A 19073-nucleotide genomic window follows, 5' to 3' on the forward strand; every position below is an offset into this window, starting at 1 on the left:
GGACGAAAATGATGAATATTAAAGATATTGCAAAATTAGCTGGCGTTTCCGCTTCAACTGTATCCAAAATTATAAATAATAAAGATCAAACTATTAGTAAAGAAACCCGTGAGCGTGTCTTAAAAATCGTTCGAGATTACAACTACACACCTTACTCAGCAAATCTCGTCACAAATAGTACTACAAAAACCTTCGTGTTATTATTAAATAGCCATGAAACTTTTGAGGCTTGGGTTACGAGCTTTATTGATAAAGCTCAAGAAAATGGCTATAGCTGCTTAATTTTAAATAGTCACGGTAGTTTAGAACAAGAACTGAAAAATATTACCTCGCCAACTTTAAAACAAGCCAGTGGCATTATTTGGGACCCAATCAATGAAAACAGTAAACAATACGCGAAATTTATAGAAGAATTAACGATTCCTTACTATTTCGTCAATCACTCAACTAACGAATTACCTTCTCTAGCGGGTCTTTATGAAGAAGCTAGTTATGTTTTAACCCAAGAATTATTACAGAATAACCATAAAAAAATTAGTTATTTCGTCACTAACCCAAAATATAAAGAAGCAATTATTGCAGGCTATAAAAAAGCCTTGTTTGATGTCAATTTACCCTTTAGTAAAGAAAATATTTTAACTACTATCCCTGCTGATTTCAGTAATCAGCTTATCACAGATGGGATTACGGGTATCCTTACTGATGACTATACCCAGGCTGTTTTTTTGGAACAGCTTTTAAAGCAGAGCGGTTTGCGAACCCCCGATAATTACTCTTTACTCGCAATTAAGCGAAAAATTGATCGTTCATTTTTACCTGATCATATTTCTTCCGTCTTATTAGACACAGAGACGTTTGGCAGCCAGTTAGCCTTATTATTGCTTAACAAACGCAAAGAAAAAACAGCCTTGATTAATGAGGCTGAAAAATTGGTGCTAGATCACAAAAATACATTAGGCATGTCTAGTGTTAATCCACATAGCAAAATGATTGTAGTGGGTAGTTTAAACGTTGATAATTATCTGTATTCAACAAATTTACCACATAACGGCAAAACAAATTTTTTGTCTAGCTATGCTAAATTCCCCGGCGGAAAAGGATTAAATCAAGCTGTTGGCTTAACCAAACTGGGCCATCAGGCCACCTTAATTGGTTGTTTAGGCTCAGACACAGATGCGAATTACTTATATAAAGAATTAGAAAAATACCACGTTACGACAGATGGTATCACACGTATTCAAGATACTGAGACTGGTCAAGCTTATATTTATGTTGAGACAAGCGGCGACTCCATGATTTCAATCTTACCTGGTGCAAACACAGCGCTTACGCCTAAAAAAATCGCACAGCAAAAACACCTATTTATGGATGCCAGTTTTTGTCTCATTCAAACAGAAATTCCTTTGTCTGCTGTAGAGAAAGCTTGTGAAATCGCCCAACATTCAGGGGTACCGATTATTTTAAAGCCAGCTGCTATTCATCATATTCCAGTGAATATACTAGAAAAGGTTGATTTTTTCATTCCCAATGAAGATGAATTATTGGAACTTCAACCAGATACTGGTACATTAGAAGAGAAAGCGGCGTACTTCTTAGAAATGGGCGTAAAAAATGTCATTGTTACTTTAGGAAAAAAAGGCGTGTTATTAAAAACACCCCAAGTGTGCCACTATTTCCCTGCAACAGAAAATATAGCTGTGGATAGCACTGGTGCCAGTGACAGCTTTATCAGCGCGCTCGCCTCCTATCTTTCGAAAGGTTATCCGACTGAAGCAGCCATTCAAATAGCAATTCAGGCTGCAGGATTTTCAGTTTCTAAAGAAGGGGTGATTGATTCTTTAGTTGATCACGTCACTTTGGAAAATTATTTGATAAAAAAAGAACCCGCTCTTTTTGCTCATCGTAACACCTGTGTCGACTGACACAGGTGTTTTCCTGCTGAATATCTTGTTATTTTCTCATAAACCAATGAGAATTGTTCTTTTTTATTACAATTTATTAGGCGAACTATTATAATAAAAGAGAAGTTATTACTAAGGAGTGAGTCTCATCAAAACACAAGATGCCATAAAAACATTTTTACTTTCAAAGAAAACACAAAAAAAATTGGCTGTCTTTTTATACTTAGCAAAACAAACAAACCTTGATTTATCTAGTGTTGCCCGAAAATTCGATCTTTCTACTAAAAATTTATCAATTTATCTTCGTGAAATTCAAGAAGACTTAGCAACCCTTCCTGAAAATACCTTAGAGATTCAGATCCATCACGGAAAAATTTCATTACATACGACTTCCAATGATTTTCTTTCCCACTATTTTTTATTATTTAATTATTACTGTGTCCATTCTACTGACTTCATTCTTTTTCAAGCAATTATCAAAAAAGAAAACAATTCTGTCTGGAAAGTGAGTCAAGAAACTAATTTTAGCTCATCTTACATTTACAAACGGTTAAATAACATTAATAAACTATTTGGTTTGTATGGAATTTCCGTCCATTTTTCCCCCTCCGCGAGTAAAGTGATTACAGGTTCTGAATTTCAAGTCCTATATGCTTTTCTTGATGTCTACTGGACCATCTTTTTAAATACCTTAGCCTTACCACGTTATACCTCTACTTATTTTGAAGATATACTGACGCAACATATTAAACCAGAAATTCTTGAACGCTTGGAACACGCTTCTCTACTAAAATTAAATTTACTTTTACACATCGCAAAATATCGCTTTCCATATACTTGTGAAGATGATCTCCAAAAAGAATTTGAAGAACATCCTTATTTAAGGCTTTTCTCAGACTCAAAACAAACTATTTTTTGTTCCCAATCAAATTTTTCAGAAGATCAACAGCGGGTTGTAGATATCATTGCACCCATTGCCATTGATAATTTTGATTCAGCAAAACGAGCCAAAGATTTACTGGCTGCTCTAAATGAAATTTCTTGCCCAGAATATTTCTACGTTGATTCTTTATTAACCAATTTTTGCGAAGTTTTTCAAATTCCAAAAATGCGTGAATTTGATCGTCATTACTTCTTACTTATTTTATTTAAAAATATTATCTATAACCAATTATTTATTTCACAGCAACCAAATACCGCAATTCTAGATTTTTTAGTCAATAAAAATAGTACTTATCAAAAAGATTTACAGAAAGAAATTTATGCTTTTTATCAAAACTTTTCAGCGCATTCCCCTTATCAGTTAAGATTTAAGGATCAGGAGAACCCAATTTGGACAGGTGAATTGTTGTTACGAATTTATAAGCACTATAGTCCCCGCAAAAAAATTAAAATTGGTGTTGCATATTCTCGCGATTTTTACATTGCTAGCTTTATTATGATGAAAATCAAGCAAGCATTTAGTGAGGATATTATTTTTGAACGAACCGATTTTTCTAGTTGTGATATTGTGATTACTGACTATCCCTTATTTGATTTACCAAAAGAAATAGACCGAATTTACATTTTAGAAGAAGAATTAACCCGAGAAGATTGGGAACTAATTTTCAGTAAAATAAGTATCGCCATTTTTGATTTGCAATATTAAAACAAACATCAAGCGCCAACCTGTCTCACCAGCCATAATGAAAACAAGCAACCTACAAACCACTTCTGCCAGTTTTAGTCTGACAGAAAATAGTTTGTAGGTCGCTTGTATATTGCTGTTCTTTTCTATGTTACCTTCAAAGACAATCTAGTAACGTACTTCAGTCCTTAAAGTGCTACGCTTCCACCGCTGATCAGTTTTTAAGCCTGAGACGAAGATCCAAAGTGTTTTTTGTCTCAGGCTCTTACATTTTTTCAACAAAGGTATTGCTAGGCGCTACTTGAAGCTGAAAACTATTTTCTCTATCGAGATTCCTCATCAGTAGACTCAAATTTAAAACTTTTTTCTATAAAAGCGACTTCTTTTGCGTATGTTTTTACAAAAGAAGAATAGTCTTTGGAATCTTTGACCTTTTCCAATTGGTCAACAGAGACTTCTAATTCAAATCCTGTTCCATCTTTAAAGAGATAATATTTTGAGATGTCTGTATATCCTTGATTCCGTTTTAAAATATAGCCGGTTTGTACATCAGCAATTTTATCAATTGGATATGCTTTGATAAACTCTTTACTTGTATCTAAATAATCAGAAAGACTGTTGATAAGATTGCCAGAAAGGTACATACCTGCCGATGTATAATAGTCTCTTTTTTCATAAAAACTGATATTGCCTAGATATTTTGTATCTGGATACTCCTCTGTAGAAGGTAAAATTAAAAAGTTCTTTCCGCCACTGGTTTCAATATCGGCATCGCCGATAATTTCTATTTGGTAGCCTTGATTAAATAAAAGTTTATTTTCTTCTATTGTGACTTTTAGTGGTTTTTCTAAATCAACAGGTCCAGTTGTGGTAAGTCCAGCTTCTTTTAAAGGATAAACATCTTCTGATGAAGCGGAGTAATCCCAATAATCATCTTTCTCCGCAAGATCAATATATACTATAAAGCCAATTGCTACAGCAATGCCTATCCAAATAATTTTTTTGTTCTTTTTTTGTTTTTTCTTTTTTTTCGTCTGTGGTTTTACCACTTTTTTATTGGGGTTAGGAAGTTGCTTTACTGTGTCTGTTCTTGTGACAGGAAAAAACGACCATTTTGGCTTTTGAAAAAGCGCATCATATGTATCATAAAAATTCTTTTGTTTAGCCATTTTTTCTCTCCACTAATTTTTTTGATAAGGCAATTTCCTCAGATGCTTCGGAGACTAATTTTTCGTAATCATCTGTGATACTTTCCGACAACACTCTTATGGTACCTAAGATACCATTGGTTGCAAGTGTTATTTCTTCTGTTGACAATTTATCTTCTTTAATGCTTAAAAACCGTTCTGATGCTCGTAAAATCTCTGGTACCTTATGATATAAAAAATCACTAAAATGAGTAATTGCTTCAGGATACTTCACTAAGTGTTTAAAGATGCCCTTAGCGGAAGCAACACCCAGTTCTACTTGTTCAATTTTTTTTAAATTTCGTGACTTATTCGTTAGTTCGTTTAAATAAATAATTTGTTTTTTTAATTCGTCCATAATTCTTTGGTACATCTCTAGGTCACTGTCCGTTAGATGGTGCGTCGTTTGATATTTTTTTAGATTTTTTTTATAACGGAAATACGTACGACCATTTCTATAAATAACCCAACCAATGTACCCAGTCCCCACTAACAAAACCATTATCCCATTCAAATCATGCACTCCTTTTTAAATTAGTATATATTACTGAATAACACACTGTCCAGCTTAAAATTGACAAATAAGTATGAAATGTTACTCCCCCAATTACTTGTGCACTTTTATTGTATCATATAGGAAAATTGTTCTGTTCCGCATTTGGACAAATTGTCTAAATGTCTAAGGAAATCTTTTTTGGTTTAATATGTAGCAAAAAACACTTGCAAGAATTGATTACTTCTCACAAGCGTTTTTTATTGTCTAAAACAACTATTTACATTTCATTTTATTAAATAGTGAATAAATAAATTACTGCAGCTAATGAAGCACCTAAGATAGGTCCCACAATTGGCACCCAAGAATAAGCCCAATCAGAATCACCTTTTGTTTTCACAGGAATAATTTGGTGCGCTAAACGAGGTCCTAAATCACGTGCAGGGTTAATTGCATAACCTGTAGGTCCGCCTAATGATAGACCTAGTCCTAAGACCAAAATCCCAACAAGCATTGGGTTAATGCCAGCCGCTAAGTCGTTTTGAGAAAAGGCTAGTAAGCCAAAAACCAAGACAAATGTGCCGATAATTTCTGTTAAAACATTGGCTGGATAGTTACGGACAGCTGGACCAGTGGCGAAGGTTCCTAAAATAGCACCTTTGTCTTCTGTAATGTTCCAATGGGGTAAATAAGCTAACCAGACAACTAAACCACCAATAAAACCGCCTAGGACTTGAGCTACGATATAAGGTAAAACCATGCCCCATTCAAAGTTTCCAGTAATTGCCATCGCAACTGTTACAGCAGGATTTAAATGCGCTGGACTCATATACCCAGACATGTAAACAGCTAATGTAACAGCAGCGCCCCAACCTAAAGCAATAACGACCCAACCAGAAGCAAAGGCTTTGCTTTTCTTCAAGTTAACTGCGGCACAGACGCCATCCCCTAGTAAAACTAAAATCATCGTTCCGAAAAATTCACCGAATAATTGTGTCATCATCGAAGTTCCCATTTTTTCTTCACCCTACTTTCAAATTTTTTAAATCTGATTCTTCAATTACTTTTTCTAATGTTTCAATGTGTCGTGCTCTTTCTTCCGCTGTCCATTGATAATGCTGTGCCATTTCTTCAATGACTCCCGCTTTCACTTGGTCCAAACGATCACGCATAAATAATAAGTGGTTGGTCCGTCGCAATAAAAAGTCGACGGGTGTTAAAGCCATTTCTTCTTCCATCGCATAGTTTAAAGAGACAGTTTCTGTTAAGGTTAAACCAGGAATTACTTTGGCATCATCAATCATTTCAAAAACAGTTGGTACGTTGGAGCCATATAAATGAGCTAAGTATAGTGCATCCTTTTCACTTAACCCTTTAGATACGCCATGTTTTGCCAACGCTTCTAATTCTTCGTCTACCGTTGCAGGGTTCAATTTCCCGCCTGAAACTGGATAGTTTTTAGAATCTATTAAGGTGAATTCTTTCTGGTATTCTTCTGCTAAGATGGTTTGAATCATTTTCATCGCACCTTCTGCCATTTTACGATAATCTGTTAATTTCCCACCAGCCAAAGTGAGCAAGCCATCCGCTGATCTTTCCAATGAGCTGCCTCGAGAGACAGCTGAAGGATTGACTTTATTTTCCACCAAACTGTCTTCTAGATGGTTTAGGACTTCTTCAATTTCTCGTTTATCTGTTTGATTTTTTTGGTATCTGTCAACGACATCAATGACTTCATCAATACTTTTATCTGAAAGTTTGCCATTGTTTCCCCCATTATAATCTGAGCCACCGTTAGCAGAAATTAAAGGTCGTAAGCCAGCCCAGCTGGCTTCAATATCATCAATTGTCAATTGTACCTCTGGATAACGATTATTGACTACTTCCAATAGGTAATCCACATCACTTTGTTCTACTGTTGGATGTTGAAAGTCTCCATGGTAATCTGTATCCGTCGTCCCAAAATATGTTTTTTCTTCTCTTGGAACAACGAAGACCATGCGGCCATCTTGTTTACCTGTATCAAAATACGTTGGTTGAGGAACATTTAAACGGCTTTTGTCGACAACTAAATGAACCCCTTTCGTTGGACGCATTTGTGGTGTAAATGAATCGTTTTTGTCTAAGCCTCTTAATTTATCTGACCAAGGACCAGTAGTATTAATTAAAACATCTGCGTGAATCTCAAACTGTTCATCAGTTAGTAGGTCCTTTGCTTGAATACCAGTAATTTTCCCTTCATCATTGTATAAAAAGCCCACCGCTTGAACCCGACTCACAGCATGTGCCCCGTCAGCTACTGCTTGTTTAATATTTTCAATAACTAAACGAGCATCATTATTTCGGTAATCTAAATAAACACCGCCACCTTGTAGACCTTCACTTTTTAGTTGTGGCTCACGTGCCAAAACCTCGTCTTTTGTTAACAGATAGTTGGCGTACTTGGTACCTGTTACATCAGCTAACTGATCATATAAATCCATTGCTATTTTGACAGAAAATAGATTAAATGTTGCATTTGGCTCATCATAAATCGGCAATAACATGGGATCCGCTTTAGGGATGTGTGGCGCAATGGATTGAACGACGGCTCGTTCTTTCACTGTATCTGCCACCACCTCCACGTCAAACGTTTTCAAATAGCGGATACCACCATGAACTAATTTGGTTGATCGTGAAGAGGTGCCCTCTGCGAAATCCTGCATTTCAATTAACCCTGTCTTCATTTTAGCGGCACTGGCTTGCAGGGCAACGCCTGCGCCAGTAATGCCACCACCAATAATTAAGACATCTAAGTGTTGTGTTTTTAAAGCGTCGATTGATTGTCGGCGTGTTTCTATTGAGAAAGTCATAGAAAATTCCCCTTTTCCATTTACTTATTTTTACGTTTGAATTGTTGGGTAGCTGCTACTGCTTGTTGCCAACCTTCATATAAATCTTCTCGTTCTTCTTCCGCCATAATTGGTTCAAATTGTTGTCCTTCTTCTTGGAATGCTTTGATTTCTTCTAAGTCTTTCCAGAAGCCAACCGCTAAGCCCGCCAAGAAAGCTGCGCCTAAGGCCGTTGTTTCTAAGTTATGGGCTCTTTGAACAGCAGTGTTTAAAATATCTGCTTGGAATTGCATCAAGAAATCATTGTTTGCTGCTCCACCGTCTACTTTTAAGACGGGAATATCTATGCCTGTATCTTCTTTCATCGTGTCAATAATGTCACGAACTTGATACGCAACTGCTTGAAGTGTCGCTTTGACAAAATCTTCTCTCGTGGTACCGCGTGTTAATCCAAAGACAGCCCCACGCGCTTGTGAATCCCAATATGGTGCGCCCAAACCAGTGAATGCAGGAACTACATAAACTTCATTGTGCCCTGTTGACGCTTTGGCTACTGCTTCAGATTCAGCAGCCGTTTGCAACATTTTTAAGCCATCTCGTAACCATTGAATCGCTGAACCAGCCACGAAGATACTTCCTTCCAAGGCATAATATACTTTGCCGTTAATACCATAGCCAATAGTGGTAAGCAGATTATTTTTAGAAAGTTGAGGTTCTTCGCCAGTGTTCATGACAATAAATGAGCCTGTTCCATAGGTATTTTTAACCATCCCAGGTTCAAAGGCCATTTGACCAAATAAGGCGGCTTGTTGGTCACCAGCCATCCCAGCGATAGGAACTTCACTTCCGTAAAAATGGTAATTTTTTGTTAATCCATACACTTCAGAGTTCGAAACGACTTTCGGTAACATCACTCGTGGGATATTTAAAAGATCCAAAATTTCTTGATCCCAATCTAAATCATGGATATTAAACAACATCGTCCGACTTGCATTTGAATAATCAGTGACATGAGTATCTCCCGTTAATTTCCAAACGAGCCAAGTGTCAATTGTCCCAAACATCAATTCTCCATTTTCTGCACGTTCTTGCGCACCTTCTACGTGATCTAAGATCCAACGAACCTTCGTTGCTGAGAAATAAGCATCAATGATTAACCCAGTTTTTTCATGAATCATTTCGCTGTAGCCATCTTCTTTTAGTTGATCAGCAATAGGTGTCGTTTGGCGTGATTGCCAAACAATTGCGTTATAAATGGGTAACCCAGTTGCTTTGTCCCAAACAACGGTTGTTTCCCGTTGGTTTGTAATCCCAATTCCGGCAATATCCGTTGGTTTCACTCCTGACTCAATTAAAGAACCTGCAATAACGGATTGAACAGAATTCCAAATTTCATTGGCATTATGTTCCACCCAGCCTGCATTAGGAAAATATTGAGTAAATTCCTTTTGTGAACTACCAATTTTGTTTCCTTTTTTATCAAAAATAATTGCACGAGAACTAGTCGTTCCTTGATCAATCGCCATAATGTATTTTTCTTCTGCCATGATAATTCCTCCTAAACGTTTTTGAAATCGTTTTCTTTATGTCCCTATCTTACAAACAAAAGTATAACTAAACATGTCAAAAACTTTTTTTATTTTAAAAAAATTGAAAGGATTTCTACTAAAACCAACAAAGATAACGCTTTCAATAATGCTTTTATTATCTCTAATTTTTCAATAAAAAGAAACATTTTTGTTTAAAAAAGCCTAATTTTCGACTTTTAGTTGTAAAAAGGCTGGTGCGAGGATCAGAAAATTTCCGTCACACCAACCTTTTGTTTATTTCTCCCGCAAGGTGCGTATTTTCTTTTTTAATTGTTGCACATCATAGGTCGAACTTAATTCTGACAAAACATAGACTTCCGGTGTTCCTTGATAGCTCGTTTGCTGATAATTGGTCACAATTAAATCATATGTTTGTTCAGGCTGATACCTCTCCACCAGCGTGCCATTCATATTTTTAAGACTAAGCATTAATACTTGTGTTAACGCCGCTTGATAAAGAGCATCCATTGCTAAGTGAATTCCAATTTTTATTTCACCAATCATTTTAAATTCAATTAATGCCAACACGCTTAAATATTTGACCAGAGAAAGTTCATGCAAACTATCTCCTGGTTGATACGTTTCATCAAAACAAGCTAAAGCTTTTTCTAATAACGTTGTTGAAAAAGAAGCTAATTCCCGACTAGATAATTGCTGTTCTTTTTCCCAGATATGGGCCCGATCAAAAACTTCCAATTCTCCTTTAAAAAAATACAGTTTTCCATGAATTTGTGAAAAATAGTAAGCCATGGTTTTCTCAAGAGTAGGTTCAAATTTATGGGGCCGATAATACAAGACCACATTTTCCAAGATAAACGTATCAGCTAAAGAAACAGCGGAACGACGTCCCCGAATTAAGGAATATTCATCAAAAGCTGATTCTGGTAAGACCGACATTGTGATTAGAAAAACAAAATGAATCATGCTTTCTCCTTCGTCTAATTCTAATGAATAGCGACTAGAAAAACGGAAAAACAATTGTCGAACTTGCTTAAATAACGGATCTTCTTTAAAATCACTCATTTTCTTTCTCAATTGTTGATATTTTTTTGAAGTGACCGCTAGGCGCTTTTTCGTAATACTCAACCAAAGGCTAACTTTTAACGCATTATGTTCATTAAAAGTAAAACCTAAGCCAGTCTCAATCCCTTCAATTATCCGTTTATTTAACGGCGACATCGTTTTTTTCTGGTGTATTTCATAGGGAGTAATATACCAATACAACTGAAAGTAAAAGTAACGAATCTGCAATTCTTCTCCCTGTAGTTGTCCATTTTTTATTTGCAAATCAAAGGCGGCTAACAATTGATTGAGTTCCTTAATCTTTCGAAATAAAGAAGACTCACTAATCATAAATTTAGTCGTTAATTGAACAATAGAAAACTCTTTATTACGATATAAATAATCTAAAAGTTGAAATTTAAGAGACTCTTTTACAAATGCTTCAATTAAATGATTCAACGAAAAAAAATCCGATAAGGTGATTGATAGCTGTTGGCCATCATAAGTAAGCTGACAATCCTGTCCAAAAGGTTTCAAAAAATAATGTAAATCCTCTAAGTCTTTTTCAAAGGAGGCTTTTGTGACCGCTAAGAATGCTGTTAAATCAGAGACTGAGCAGGTGCCGCCTGCTAAGATGGTTTGTTGCACCGTTAATAATTGTCGCATCGCTTTCTTTTCTAATAACGTCTCAACTTTCATCGTTCTCTCTCCAATAAGCCGAAGCACCCATCAAATTTGTAATATCATAAATATTGGTTAAGGAAGGTTGATAAAAATAATCTTTTTGTAATAGGTCTGTCAGTGTCTGACCTGTTTGGATACTTAATGCTAACGTATTTATTTTTTCTAAACAATTGTTTTTTGAACAAAGCTGTGCCCCAAGGACCCGTTGCGTCACTTTATCATAGATTAATTTGCCTAAAATTTCTGTCCCATGTTGTAGAGGCGGCGCTGGCTGTCTAACAATTACGGAAGCAAGTGTTTGCGGAAAAAATAAACCTTCCGTTTCGGTTAGACCTGTACTAGCAAGGTAATAGTCCCCCACTTTTGTTCCCATTGTTCGCAAAGAGCCAATGAATCGGTGTGTTTTTTCTTCTAAATTGTTGGCGACTACTAAGCCAGTTCGTACCGCATTGTTCACTAACGGAGCATAAAAAGTTTCCGCGACTGGTTCATTCATAACTGAAATGCAATCTCCGATGGCAAAAACATTTGGCACTGAAGTTTGTAAATAAGCATCCACCGCGATTGTCTGATCCAGATTTCGTTGAATTTTTTTATCCAAATAGGCTAATTGAGGATGTAAGTTTAAAGCAAAAATCCCACTGTCACAAGAAATTTTCTGTTCACTTGTTTCAAGAACAATACCATTTGCTGTTTCTTCAATTCCTAGGACCGTTTCTTCAAAATGGAAAATTACTGCTTGTTTTTCCAAAGATTTTTGAACTTCTGCGACCATTTCTTTATCAAAATATTTAGGCAATAGATTTTCCAAGCTTTCAAAGACATGGACCGTTTTCTTCATTTTCACAAGAAAATCAATAGCTTCCATTCCAATGGGTCCTGCACCAATGACGGCTACTGTCTGGCTCTTTTCCAGTAATGGAACAGCCGCTAAAGCACCTGATAAAAATTTATATTTGAGTAGTTTTTCTGTTTGACTACCACGAATTTGCGTGGAAAACTGGCTCGCGCCTGTCGCTAAAATCAATTTATCATAAGAATACCACTGTTGCTCTTCCTTTCGTGACCAAGCAATCAATTGGTTCTCAACATCCATTGCCACGACTTCTCTATTTAAAAGCAACTGAATCTTTTGACGACGTAATTCCTCTTCCGTTATGTAACGTGCTTCGTGTAATTCATTGATGGTATGATTAAAATACGCACTTAAGCCACCAGATAAATACCCCACTGTTGCTTGTTTATCAATTAAAGAAATTTCTGCTTGGGGATATTTTTTCCTTGAAGCAATTGCTGCGGAAATACCTGCGAATGATGCACCAATAATCACAATTTTCATTTGTTTCCTCCTCTGTCAGGACCTACTATACTTCTCTCAGTTTATCATGATTAAAAAGAATGCTAAAGCAACAACTATAGTTTTCCCTTAAAATAATTATTTTTGCTGAGCGCATTGCTTTTCAAGCACTTTCATTTTCATTTATAATAAATGTTACTACTGTTTGAGGAGGAGTTTTCATGTCTGCAACGAAAGAGCAATTGGAACTATTTTTATTTTATTTATCTGAAACCCATACAAAAAGTTTATCTTTGCATGACTTAGTTACAAGTCGACCACGCCCAGAAGAAGCGCGTATTTTATTAAATATTAACGAGGTTTTCACTTACTACCATAGCGCTCGTGTTCTCTACACAAGTGTTCCTGCTCTTGAAAACAACAAGTCTGAGCCTTTTTTCCAAGCCTTCGAAAATTTTTATTTTGAATTAAAACAACATTTTTTCAATGAAGAAGATGAAACCAACCAATTGAATGAACGTCTAGAGGAAATGAAAATTGCCTTTGAACAATTGACGGATGACTACAATGTTCTATAATAGAAGAGAACAATTCGTTGAGAAGGGGTCCTTATGAAGCAAGAAGAAGTGATTGAACGTTTAAAAGAAGAACTAAATTTGCCATTTTTTAATGGTACGCTAGAAGAAAAGAACTATTCTGAAGCAGATTATCAACAAATCAAGAAAGAGTTAATTCAATACTTTGATGATTATGTGCGAAATGTTGAAAATTAAAAAGAGAAAAAACTTCGTTTAACGCGAAGTTTTTTCTCTTTTTAATTACTTATTTTTTAAAATCATCATAGCTTCAAAAGGTTGTAATTCTAGTTCCTGTATCACTATTTCCCGTGGATAGTTAGCCACTAAGATTCGACTTCCCTCAGTTAAATTAATCCCTGTATCAAAACGAATAGTTTCACTTGTAAAATTCGATACAACCAAAAGGGTTTCATCATCGAATACTCGCTTATAGGCAAACACTTGATTATTTTCTGCATCAATTAATTCAAAATCTCCTTTAACAAAAATCGGCATTTCCTTCCTAAATTTAATTAGTTTTTGATACGTATAAAAAACCGAATTTTTATCTTCAAGTGCTCGCTCAACATTTACCTCATCGTGAGTAGGACCCATTAACCAAGGTTTGTGAGTAGAGAAGCCATAATATTTTTCATCCGTCCATTGCATAGGAATTCGACAGTTATCTCGTGATTTTTGTCGTAATGCCGCTAAAGCATACTCTTTTGAATCGCCCCGTGCAATCATCATATTGTAGGCATTAATTGATTCACGGTCATCGTATTCTGAAATATTTTGAAAATAAGCATCTTTCATGGCAATTTCTTCCCCTTGATAGACAAAAGTTGTACCATGTAAGCCAAATTCTGTAATTGCTAAATTTTTCGCACTTTCAATCCGAAATTCCTCATCATCTAAAAAGCGTGCCAGCGCACGTGGTTGATCATGGTTCGTCCAGAACAAAGCATTCCAGCCGCCTTCATTGTACATTTTTTGTTGCCAATACGCCATTATTTTTTTTAGTTCAGTTAACTGATAGTCACTTACTGCCCATTTCTCGCCATTTGGATAATCAACTTTCATATGGTGAAAGTTAAAAGCCATTGAAAGTTCTTGGCGTTCAGGTTTCGTATATAAAATAACTTGTTCAGGCGTAGTAGATGATAATTCTCCCACCGTCACTAATTGATACGGTGTAAAAACTTCTTTATTCATTAAATGTAAAAATTCATGAATACGTGGTCCATCCGAATAGTACGTTCGTCCGTCATTTTTCGGTGTCTCTAATGTATCGTTAGGAAAGGATTGGTCTTTAGAAATATTATTAATCACATCTAAACGAAAGCCATCAATTCCTTTTTCCGCCCACCATTTCATCATAGTGATTATTTCTTCTCGTAATTTAGGATTTTCCCAATTCAGATCGGGCATTGTTTTTTCATATAAATGTAAATAATATTGTCCTGAGTTGGGCTCGTATTCCCAGGCAGAACCAGAAAATTTAGATACCCAATTATTTGGCTCTTTTCCATTGACAGGGTCTTTCCAGATATAATAATTTCGATAAGGATTATCTTTGCCCTTCAAAGCTTCTTGAAACCAATAGTGTGCAGAAGAAGTATGATTAACAACTAAATCCATCATTATTCGGATATTTTTTTCATGTGCTTTATTTAATAATTCTTCAAAATCAGCCATTGTCCCAAATTTCGAGTCAATGTTATAGTAATCAGCAATATCATAGCCATTATCTCTTTGCGGAGAGACATACATAGGAGTTAACCAAAGATAGGAAACACCTAAATTTTCCAGATAATCTAATTTTTCAATGATTCCTTTGATATCACCAAATCCATCATTATTCGTATCCTTAAATGAACGTGGATAAATTTGATAAATCGTGCCTGATTTCCAATTTTCGTTTGTCATCTTCTATTCCATCCTTAATTTACTGCATTTTTAAAAACATTTTTCTTTTCTATACCAGTTCCCATCACATCATCATCTTTATAACCAAAAAACCAAACGAGTGCCATAGAAACAGTGATACACAAAATTGTTGTCACCCAAAAAACCAGAAAATTATTTGGATTTCCGTTTACCCATTCTTGTGTAGTAGGATTCAATACTCCTTTAGCTGCAAAGTTTGGAAAACCAATTAGCGAACCAGAAAATCCATACATATGGAGATTTAGAAAGCCCGCCGCTCCTGCACCAACAGCTGCACCAATGGAACTCATAATAAACACACGTGGATATTTTAAGTTTACACCATACATTGCAGGCTCCGTTACACCGCAAAAGGCAGAAATTGCAGCTGGTAAAGTTAATCCTTTAACTGGCGCTTTGCGTGTTTTTAAGAATACCGCCAGCGTTCCTGCTCCTTGAGCAAGCATTGTATAACTAGCCAACATATTTAAACTAGACTCACCAGTTGTAGCAATTTGTAATGAAATGATTGGAACAACTAACCAATGGAGACCAAAAATCACCAAACATTGATAGAATCCACCAATTATTAAACCGGCTATCCCAAGTTGAATAACATTTTGTCCATTACCAATTAAAAATTCAACACCAGAACCAAAAGCAGATGAAATCATTGAGATAACAGGACCAACGCCAATAAAAATGATTGATGCTGTCACAAAAAAAGTAATTAACGGTCTAAAAATTGGCTGAAGTACAATCGGTAAAACTTTTTTGAGCCACCTTCCTAAAGGTGCAGCTATAGCCGCTGCTACAATGATTGGAAATATAGAGTACGCATAGTTAGGCAACACAATTGGAATACCAAAATAATCAGCATTAAATGTAGGTCCTGTTGCTCCAAACATCTGAAATAACTTACCTGCAGTTACTGTCCATCCTGTTAAAACACCATGAACATCATAATTTGCTACCGCCGTTGCTCCATTCGTTGTTACGCCAGCTGCCGCAATTGCTTGATTTGCGGTCTCGATTGCTCCTTTTGTAAAATTGACTACTGTTGGATGATCCAAACTAACAATATTACGAATGTTTGGTGCAATCATGGCTGCCCCGACTGCCGCTACGACATATGGATCAGCTTTTAGTTGTTTGGCGGCAGAAAAACCGATTAAAACAGGTAAAAAATAAAATGGAACCATTGATAATGTTGAAATTAATAAATACGTTGTACTGTGTGGATCAAGCACATTAATTAATCCATTCCCTTTTGTGAAAATAGCTAGTAATCCATTAATTAATCCACCAGCAGCTAATAACCCAATAACAGGAATCATGGATCCTGTGATTGTTCCGATAATTATTTGAAAATAGTGAGAAATAATTTCTTTAAAGCCTTGTGGTTGTTTCTTTGGTAATTTTGCTGATTTATCTGTTTGATTTTTAAAATCTTTTGTAGCTAATTGACTATCTACAGCAGTATAAACATCTTCAACCGCTTGACCAATCACCACGTGATACTGATTTAAATTGGTGTTATAAAAAGCTTTTACTGAAGGAACTTTAGGTGCTGAAAGCTTTTCCAGTTCCTCTTGATTTACTTTCTCGATGTCCTTTAAAGTAAATCGCAGACGTGTAATGCAATGAAATACTTTTTCAATATTATCTTCTCCACCAACGCCAACAATAATTGCCTGTGCCAATTCTCGATAATTTGATTTCACTATCTTCTCCTCCTTCATGAGTTTACTGGCCAAGAAACTCATCATTTAACCGCAAACGTTTACAAAATTATTGTAACCTGTTTAAACAAGTTAGTCAACAACTTGTTTAAACAGGTTGCTAAATAATAAAAAAAAACAAAAGCCAACTGGCTTTTGTTTTTTTAATGGACCACAACTTCTGTAAATACATATTTATCCGGTCTATGTTTAGAAATTGTGTATTCAAACAATTTACCTAACTGTGTATAGGCCGTATTTCTAATGATCACTGCAGTATCATAGCTATGGCTGTGCAATAGTTCTTTATCTTCTTTCGTTAATAGTTCAACTGTAATGACGCGTTTTGATGTTGAAACATGTATATTCAACGTTTTTTCCAAGTATTCATAAATGGAATCTTCTGCTATTTCAGTAGACAAACTTTGCACAACATCTTTTAGAAAATAATTTTCATCCACAACGATTGGATCATTTTTTTGCATTCTTAATCGAACAATTCGATAAATTGTTTCTCCCACTTGAAAAGGTAATTTTTTGGTCAATTCTTCCGTCATTACTTCTTCAGAAAAAGATAATACTTTCGTAGACATTTCTAGATGTGTGCGATTAGTGAATTGTTTAAAACTTTCTATTTTATCTAGCGAAACACCTAACGAATGTGGCGTACTTATAATTGAGACACCCTTCCCAGGGATACTAACTGTTAATCCTTGATTCGTTAATTCTTTTAACGCGCGACGGATTGTATTGCGTGAGACTCCATACTCTTTTACTAAAGTATTTTCAGAAGGCATCATTTCATGATAAATACCAGTATCAATTTTATCACGTAGGCTTTCATAAATTTCCATGTACTTAGTTCTTGTCATATCTGCTCACTCTTTCTCCGATGATAATTTCACTTTACTATACTTAAAAGATTTTGACTAGTCTTATTTATGCACGCAACATTACGCACATTTTAAATGATGCTACCTAAAAAACATAACAATGTTTCAAAATAAAAAAATAACAAAAAAAACCACCGGCAGTTTTGCCGATGGAAAAGGAGTATTTACTCAATAAGAGTAAAATGAAAAATAAAAAGGTTGTTGTTGGTATGAATTAATAATACAATACACTTTCTCTTTTGTCCATAAAAAAGACATGAAAAAAATATTAAATTCGTTAGTTATTTTTATTAGTTTTTTATTTTTTCAAAAGAATGTTGCTCATTCGCGTAATGGCAAAGGTTAATTCATCCGTTGCTTGATCCTGCTTTTCCTCTGAAGCATTAAATAAATCTGCATCAATACCTGTTTCTGGATCTGTTGCTAAAATCATTTCATTGCATCCTGCTACATATTCTGTATAAGCATGTTGAAATTTTTTGTGAATGCCAAGTACTTGTGGTGTTGGTTTTAATGTTCCGACTTTTTTGAGCATTAATTCATATTCTTCAGTACCTTCTTTAAATTTTGCTTGAATTTCTGCAATTCGTTCGGCTGTTAAATCATTCACTTTATTCTTATCGATCGCTTGACGAACTTCTTCGTAATATGGATTCATGACTTCGCCAATGTCTTCTGTTGTTTTAACGATATCATTAATTGTTTGAACGTAAAATCCTAAATTTGGTCTCATAACCATCCCTCTTTTCCCTTTTCTCTTTCACTCCATTTTACACTTTTTCTATTCCATCTGACAAGTGGCACTTTTTCAGTCTTTATTCTTTTGATTCTTAACAGAGAAAACATAGTGAGGCATCGTTTTGCCATGGTATGTTTTAATGTATCGATCCCTAACAAGCATCTGGTTTCGAATAGCGACATTCATAGAGGTTAAGTTCGTATCACGAATCGTTGAAATAACTTCTGGAAAATTTAATACATCGAATGCGTACTGTTTTGTCGCTGCGGCAGCTTCAATCGCATACCCTTTGTGCCATTCTTTCACACATAAATGATAACCAATTTCTGGATAGCTCTTGCCTTTTACTAATTGATTGGTGAGACCACACTCGCCGATGACTTCGCCTGTTCGTTTCTTCTCTAACGCCCATAAGCCGTAGCCGCATTCTTGATAGGACTGTAAGTTCCACTTTAGCCAGTTTGCAACCTCTTCATCAGAAAAAGCGTGTTCATAGGCATACATCACATTTTCATCTTGCAAAAATTTTTTCAATTCCACTTCATCTTCCGACTGCCATTCTCTGACAATAAGTCGTTGTGTTTCGAAAATAATTTTCCGTTTCAAGCCCTTTCACTCCTTAC

General features: G+C 35.5%; 16 protein-coding genes. 4 read left to right on the forward strand and 12 right to left on the reverse strand.

The features are described 5' to 3' along the window. Positions 1-8: 8 nt before the first annotated feature. The gene (locus tag IGM04_RS08125) at positions 9-1922 is read left to right on the forward strand and encodes a PfkB family carbohydrate kinase (RefSeq protein ID WP_010822941.1); all 1914 of its coding nucleotides are present in this window, start codon (positions 9-11) and stop codon (positions 1920-1922) included. Between the two features lie 118 nt (positions 1923-2040). Then, positions 2041-3549 (forward strand): helix-turn-helix domain-containing protein, encoded by a 1509-nt coding sequence (locus tag IGM04_RS08130; protein ID WP_179189129.1) that lies wholly within the window; start codon positions 2041-2043, stop codon positions 3547-3549. 302 nt (positions 3550-3851) lie between these two features. Here IGM04_RS08130 and IGM04_RS08135 read toward each other — a convergent pair whose 3' ends face one another. The 7 genes from IGM04_RS08135 to IGM04_RS08165 all read right to left on the reverse strand — a co-directional run bounded on the left by IGM04_RS08135 (position 3852) and on the right by IGM04_RS08165 (position 12653). Continuing rightward, on the reverse strand, positions 3852-4697 hold the full coding sequence (locus tag IGM04_RS08135) for a hypothetical protein (protein ID WP_010822943.1): 846 nt from the start codon (positions 4695-4697) through the stop codon (positions 3852-3854). Continuing rightward, positions 4690-5217 (reverse strand): 5-bromo-4-chloroindolyl phosphate hydrolysis family protein, encoded by a 528-nt coding sequence (locus IGM04_RS08140; protein WP_179189139.1) that lies wholly within the window; start codon positions 5215-5217, stop codon positions 4690-4692. Before IGM04_RS08140 ends, IGM04_RS08135 begins: the two co-directional genes overlap by 8 nt. A 286-nt stretch (positions 5218-5503) precedes the next feature. Next, positions 5504-6223: an MIP/aquaporin family protein gene (locus tag IGM04_RS08145; RefSeq protein ID WP_002357140.1), complete on the reverse strand. Its 720-nt coding sequence runs from the start codon at positions 6221-6223 to the stop codon at positions 5504-5506. A 7-nt stretch (positions 6224-6230) separates the two neighbouring features. Beyond that, positions 6231-8060, reverse strand: a complete 1830-nt coding sequence (gene glpO, locus IGM04_RS08150) for a type 1 glycerol-3-phosphate oxidase (RefSeq protein ID WP_002384386.1) — start codon at positions 8058-8060, stop codon at positions 6231-6233. A 20-nt stretch (positions 8061-8080) separates the two neighbouring features. Further along, positions 8081-9586, reverse strand: a complete 1506-nt coding sequence (gene glpK, locus IGM04_RS08155; protein WP_002357138.1) for a glycerol kinase GlpK — start codon at positions 9584-9586, stop codon at positions 8081-8083. A gap of 276 nt (positions 9587-9862) precedes the next feature. Further along, the gene (locus IGM04_RS08160) at positions 9863-11329 is read right to left on the reverse strand and encodes a helix-turn-helix domain-containing protein (RefSeq protein ID WP_002389313.1); all 1467 of its coding nucleotides are present in this window, start codon (positions 11327-11329) and stop codon (positions 9863-9865) included. Continuing rightward, positions 11319-12653, reverse strand: a complete 1335-nt coding sequence (locus tag IGM04_RS08165; RefSeq protein ID WP_086317965.1) for an FAD-dependent oxidoreductase — start codon at positions 12651-12653, stop codon at positions 11319-11321. The genes IGM04_RS08160 and IGM04_RS08165 overlap by 11 nt, the downstream gene beginning before the upstream one ends. A 179-nt stretch (positions 12654-12832) precedes the next feature. Here IGM04_RS08165 and IGM04_RS08170 point away from each other — a divergent pair, with 179 nt between their 5' ends. Continuing rightward, on the forward strand, positions 12833-13189 hold the full coding sequence (locus IGM04_RS08170) for a hypothetical protein (RefSeq protein ID WP_002357135.1): 357 nt from the start codon (positions 12833-12835) through the stop codon (positions 13187-13189). Positions 13190-13222: 33 nt separating this feature from the next. Further along, entirely contained in the window at positions 13223-13384 is a 162-nt protein-coding gene (locus IGM04_RS08175) for a hypothetical protein (protein ID WP_002357133.1), read from the forward strand. Between the two features lie 45 nt (positions 13385-13429). Here IGM04_RS08175 and IGM04_RS08180 read toward each other — a convergent pair whose 3' ends face one another. The 5 genes from IGM04_RS08180 to IGM04_RS08200 all read right to left on the reverse strand — a co-directional run bounded on the left by IGM04_RS08180 (position 13430) and on the right by IGM04_RS08200 (position 19056). After that, positions 13430-15097 (reverse strand): alpha,alpha-phosphotrehalase, encoded by a 1668-nt coding sequence (locus tag IGM04_RS08180; RefSeq protein WP_086317966.1) that lies wholly within the window; start codon positions 15095-15097, stop codon positions 13430-13432. Positions 15098-15111: 14 nt separating this feature from the next. After that, positions 15112-16839 carry a PTS transporter subunit EIIC gene (locus tag IGM04_RS08185; RefSeq protein ID WP_370684189.1) on the reverse strand — a complete coding sequence of 576 codons (1728 nt, stop codon included), beginning with the start codon at positions 16837-16839 and terminating at the stop codon, positions 15112-15114. 143 nt (positions 16840-16982) lie between these two features. Beyond that, positions 16983-17672, reverse strand: a complete 690-nt coding sequence (locus IGM04_RS08190; RefSeq protein WP_228071552.1) for a GntR family transcriptional regulator — start codon at positions 17670-17672, stop codon at positions 16983-16985. A 337-nt stretch (positions 17673-18009) separates the two neighbouring features. Beyond that, positions 18010-18450 (reverse strand): hypothetical protein, encoded by a 441-nt coding sequence (locus IGM04_RS08195; protein ID WP_016633291.1) that lies wholly within the window; start codon positions 18448-18450, stop codon positions 18010-18012. 69 nt (positions 18451-18519) lie between these two features. After that, positions 18520-19056 (reverse strand): GNAT family N-acetyltransferase, encoded by a 537-nt coding sequence (locus IGM04_RS08200; protein WP_002365809.1) that lies wholly within the window; start codon positions 19054-19056, stop codon positions 18520-18522. Between the last annotated feature and the right edge of the window lie 17 nt (positions 19057-19073).

This window comes from Enterococcus sp. DIV2385, from assembly GCF_051711925.1.
Taxonomy (GTDB): Bacteria; Bacillota; Bacilli; order Lactobacillales; family Enterococcaceae; genus Enterococcus; species Enterococcus faecalis.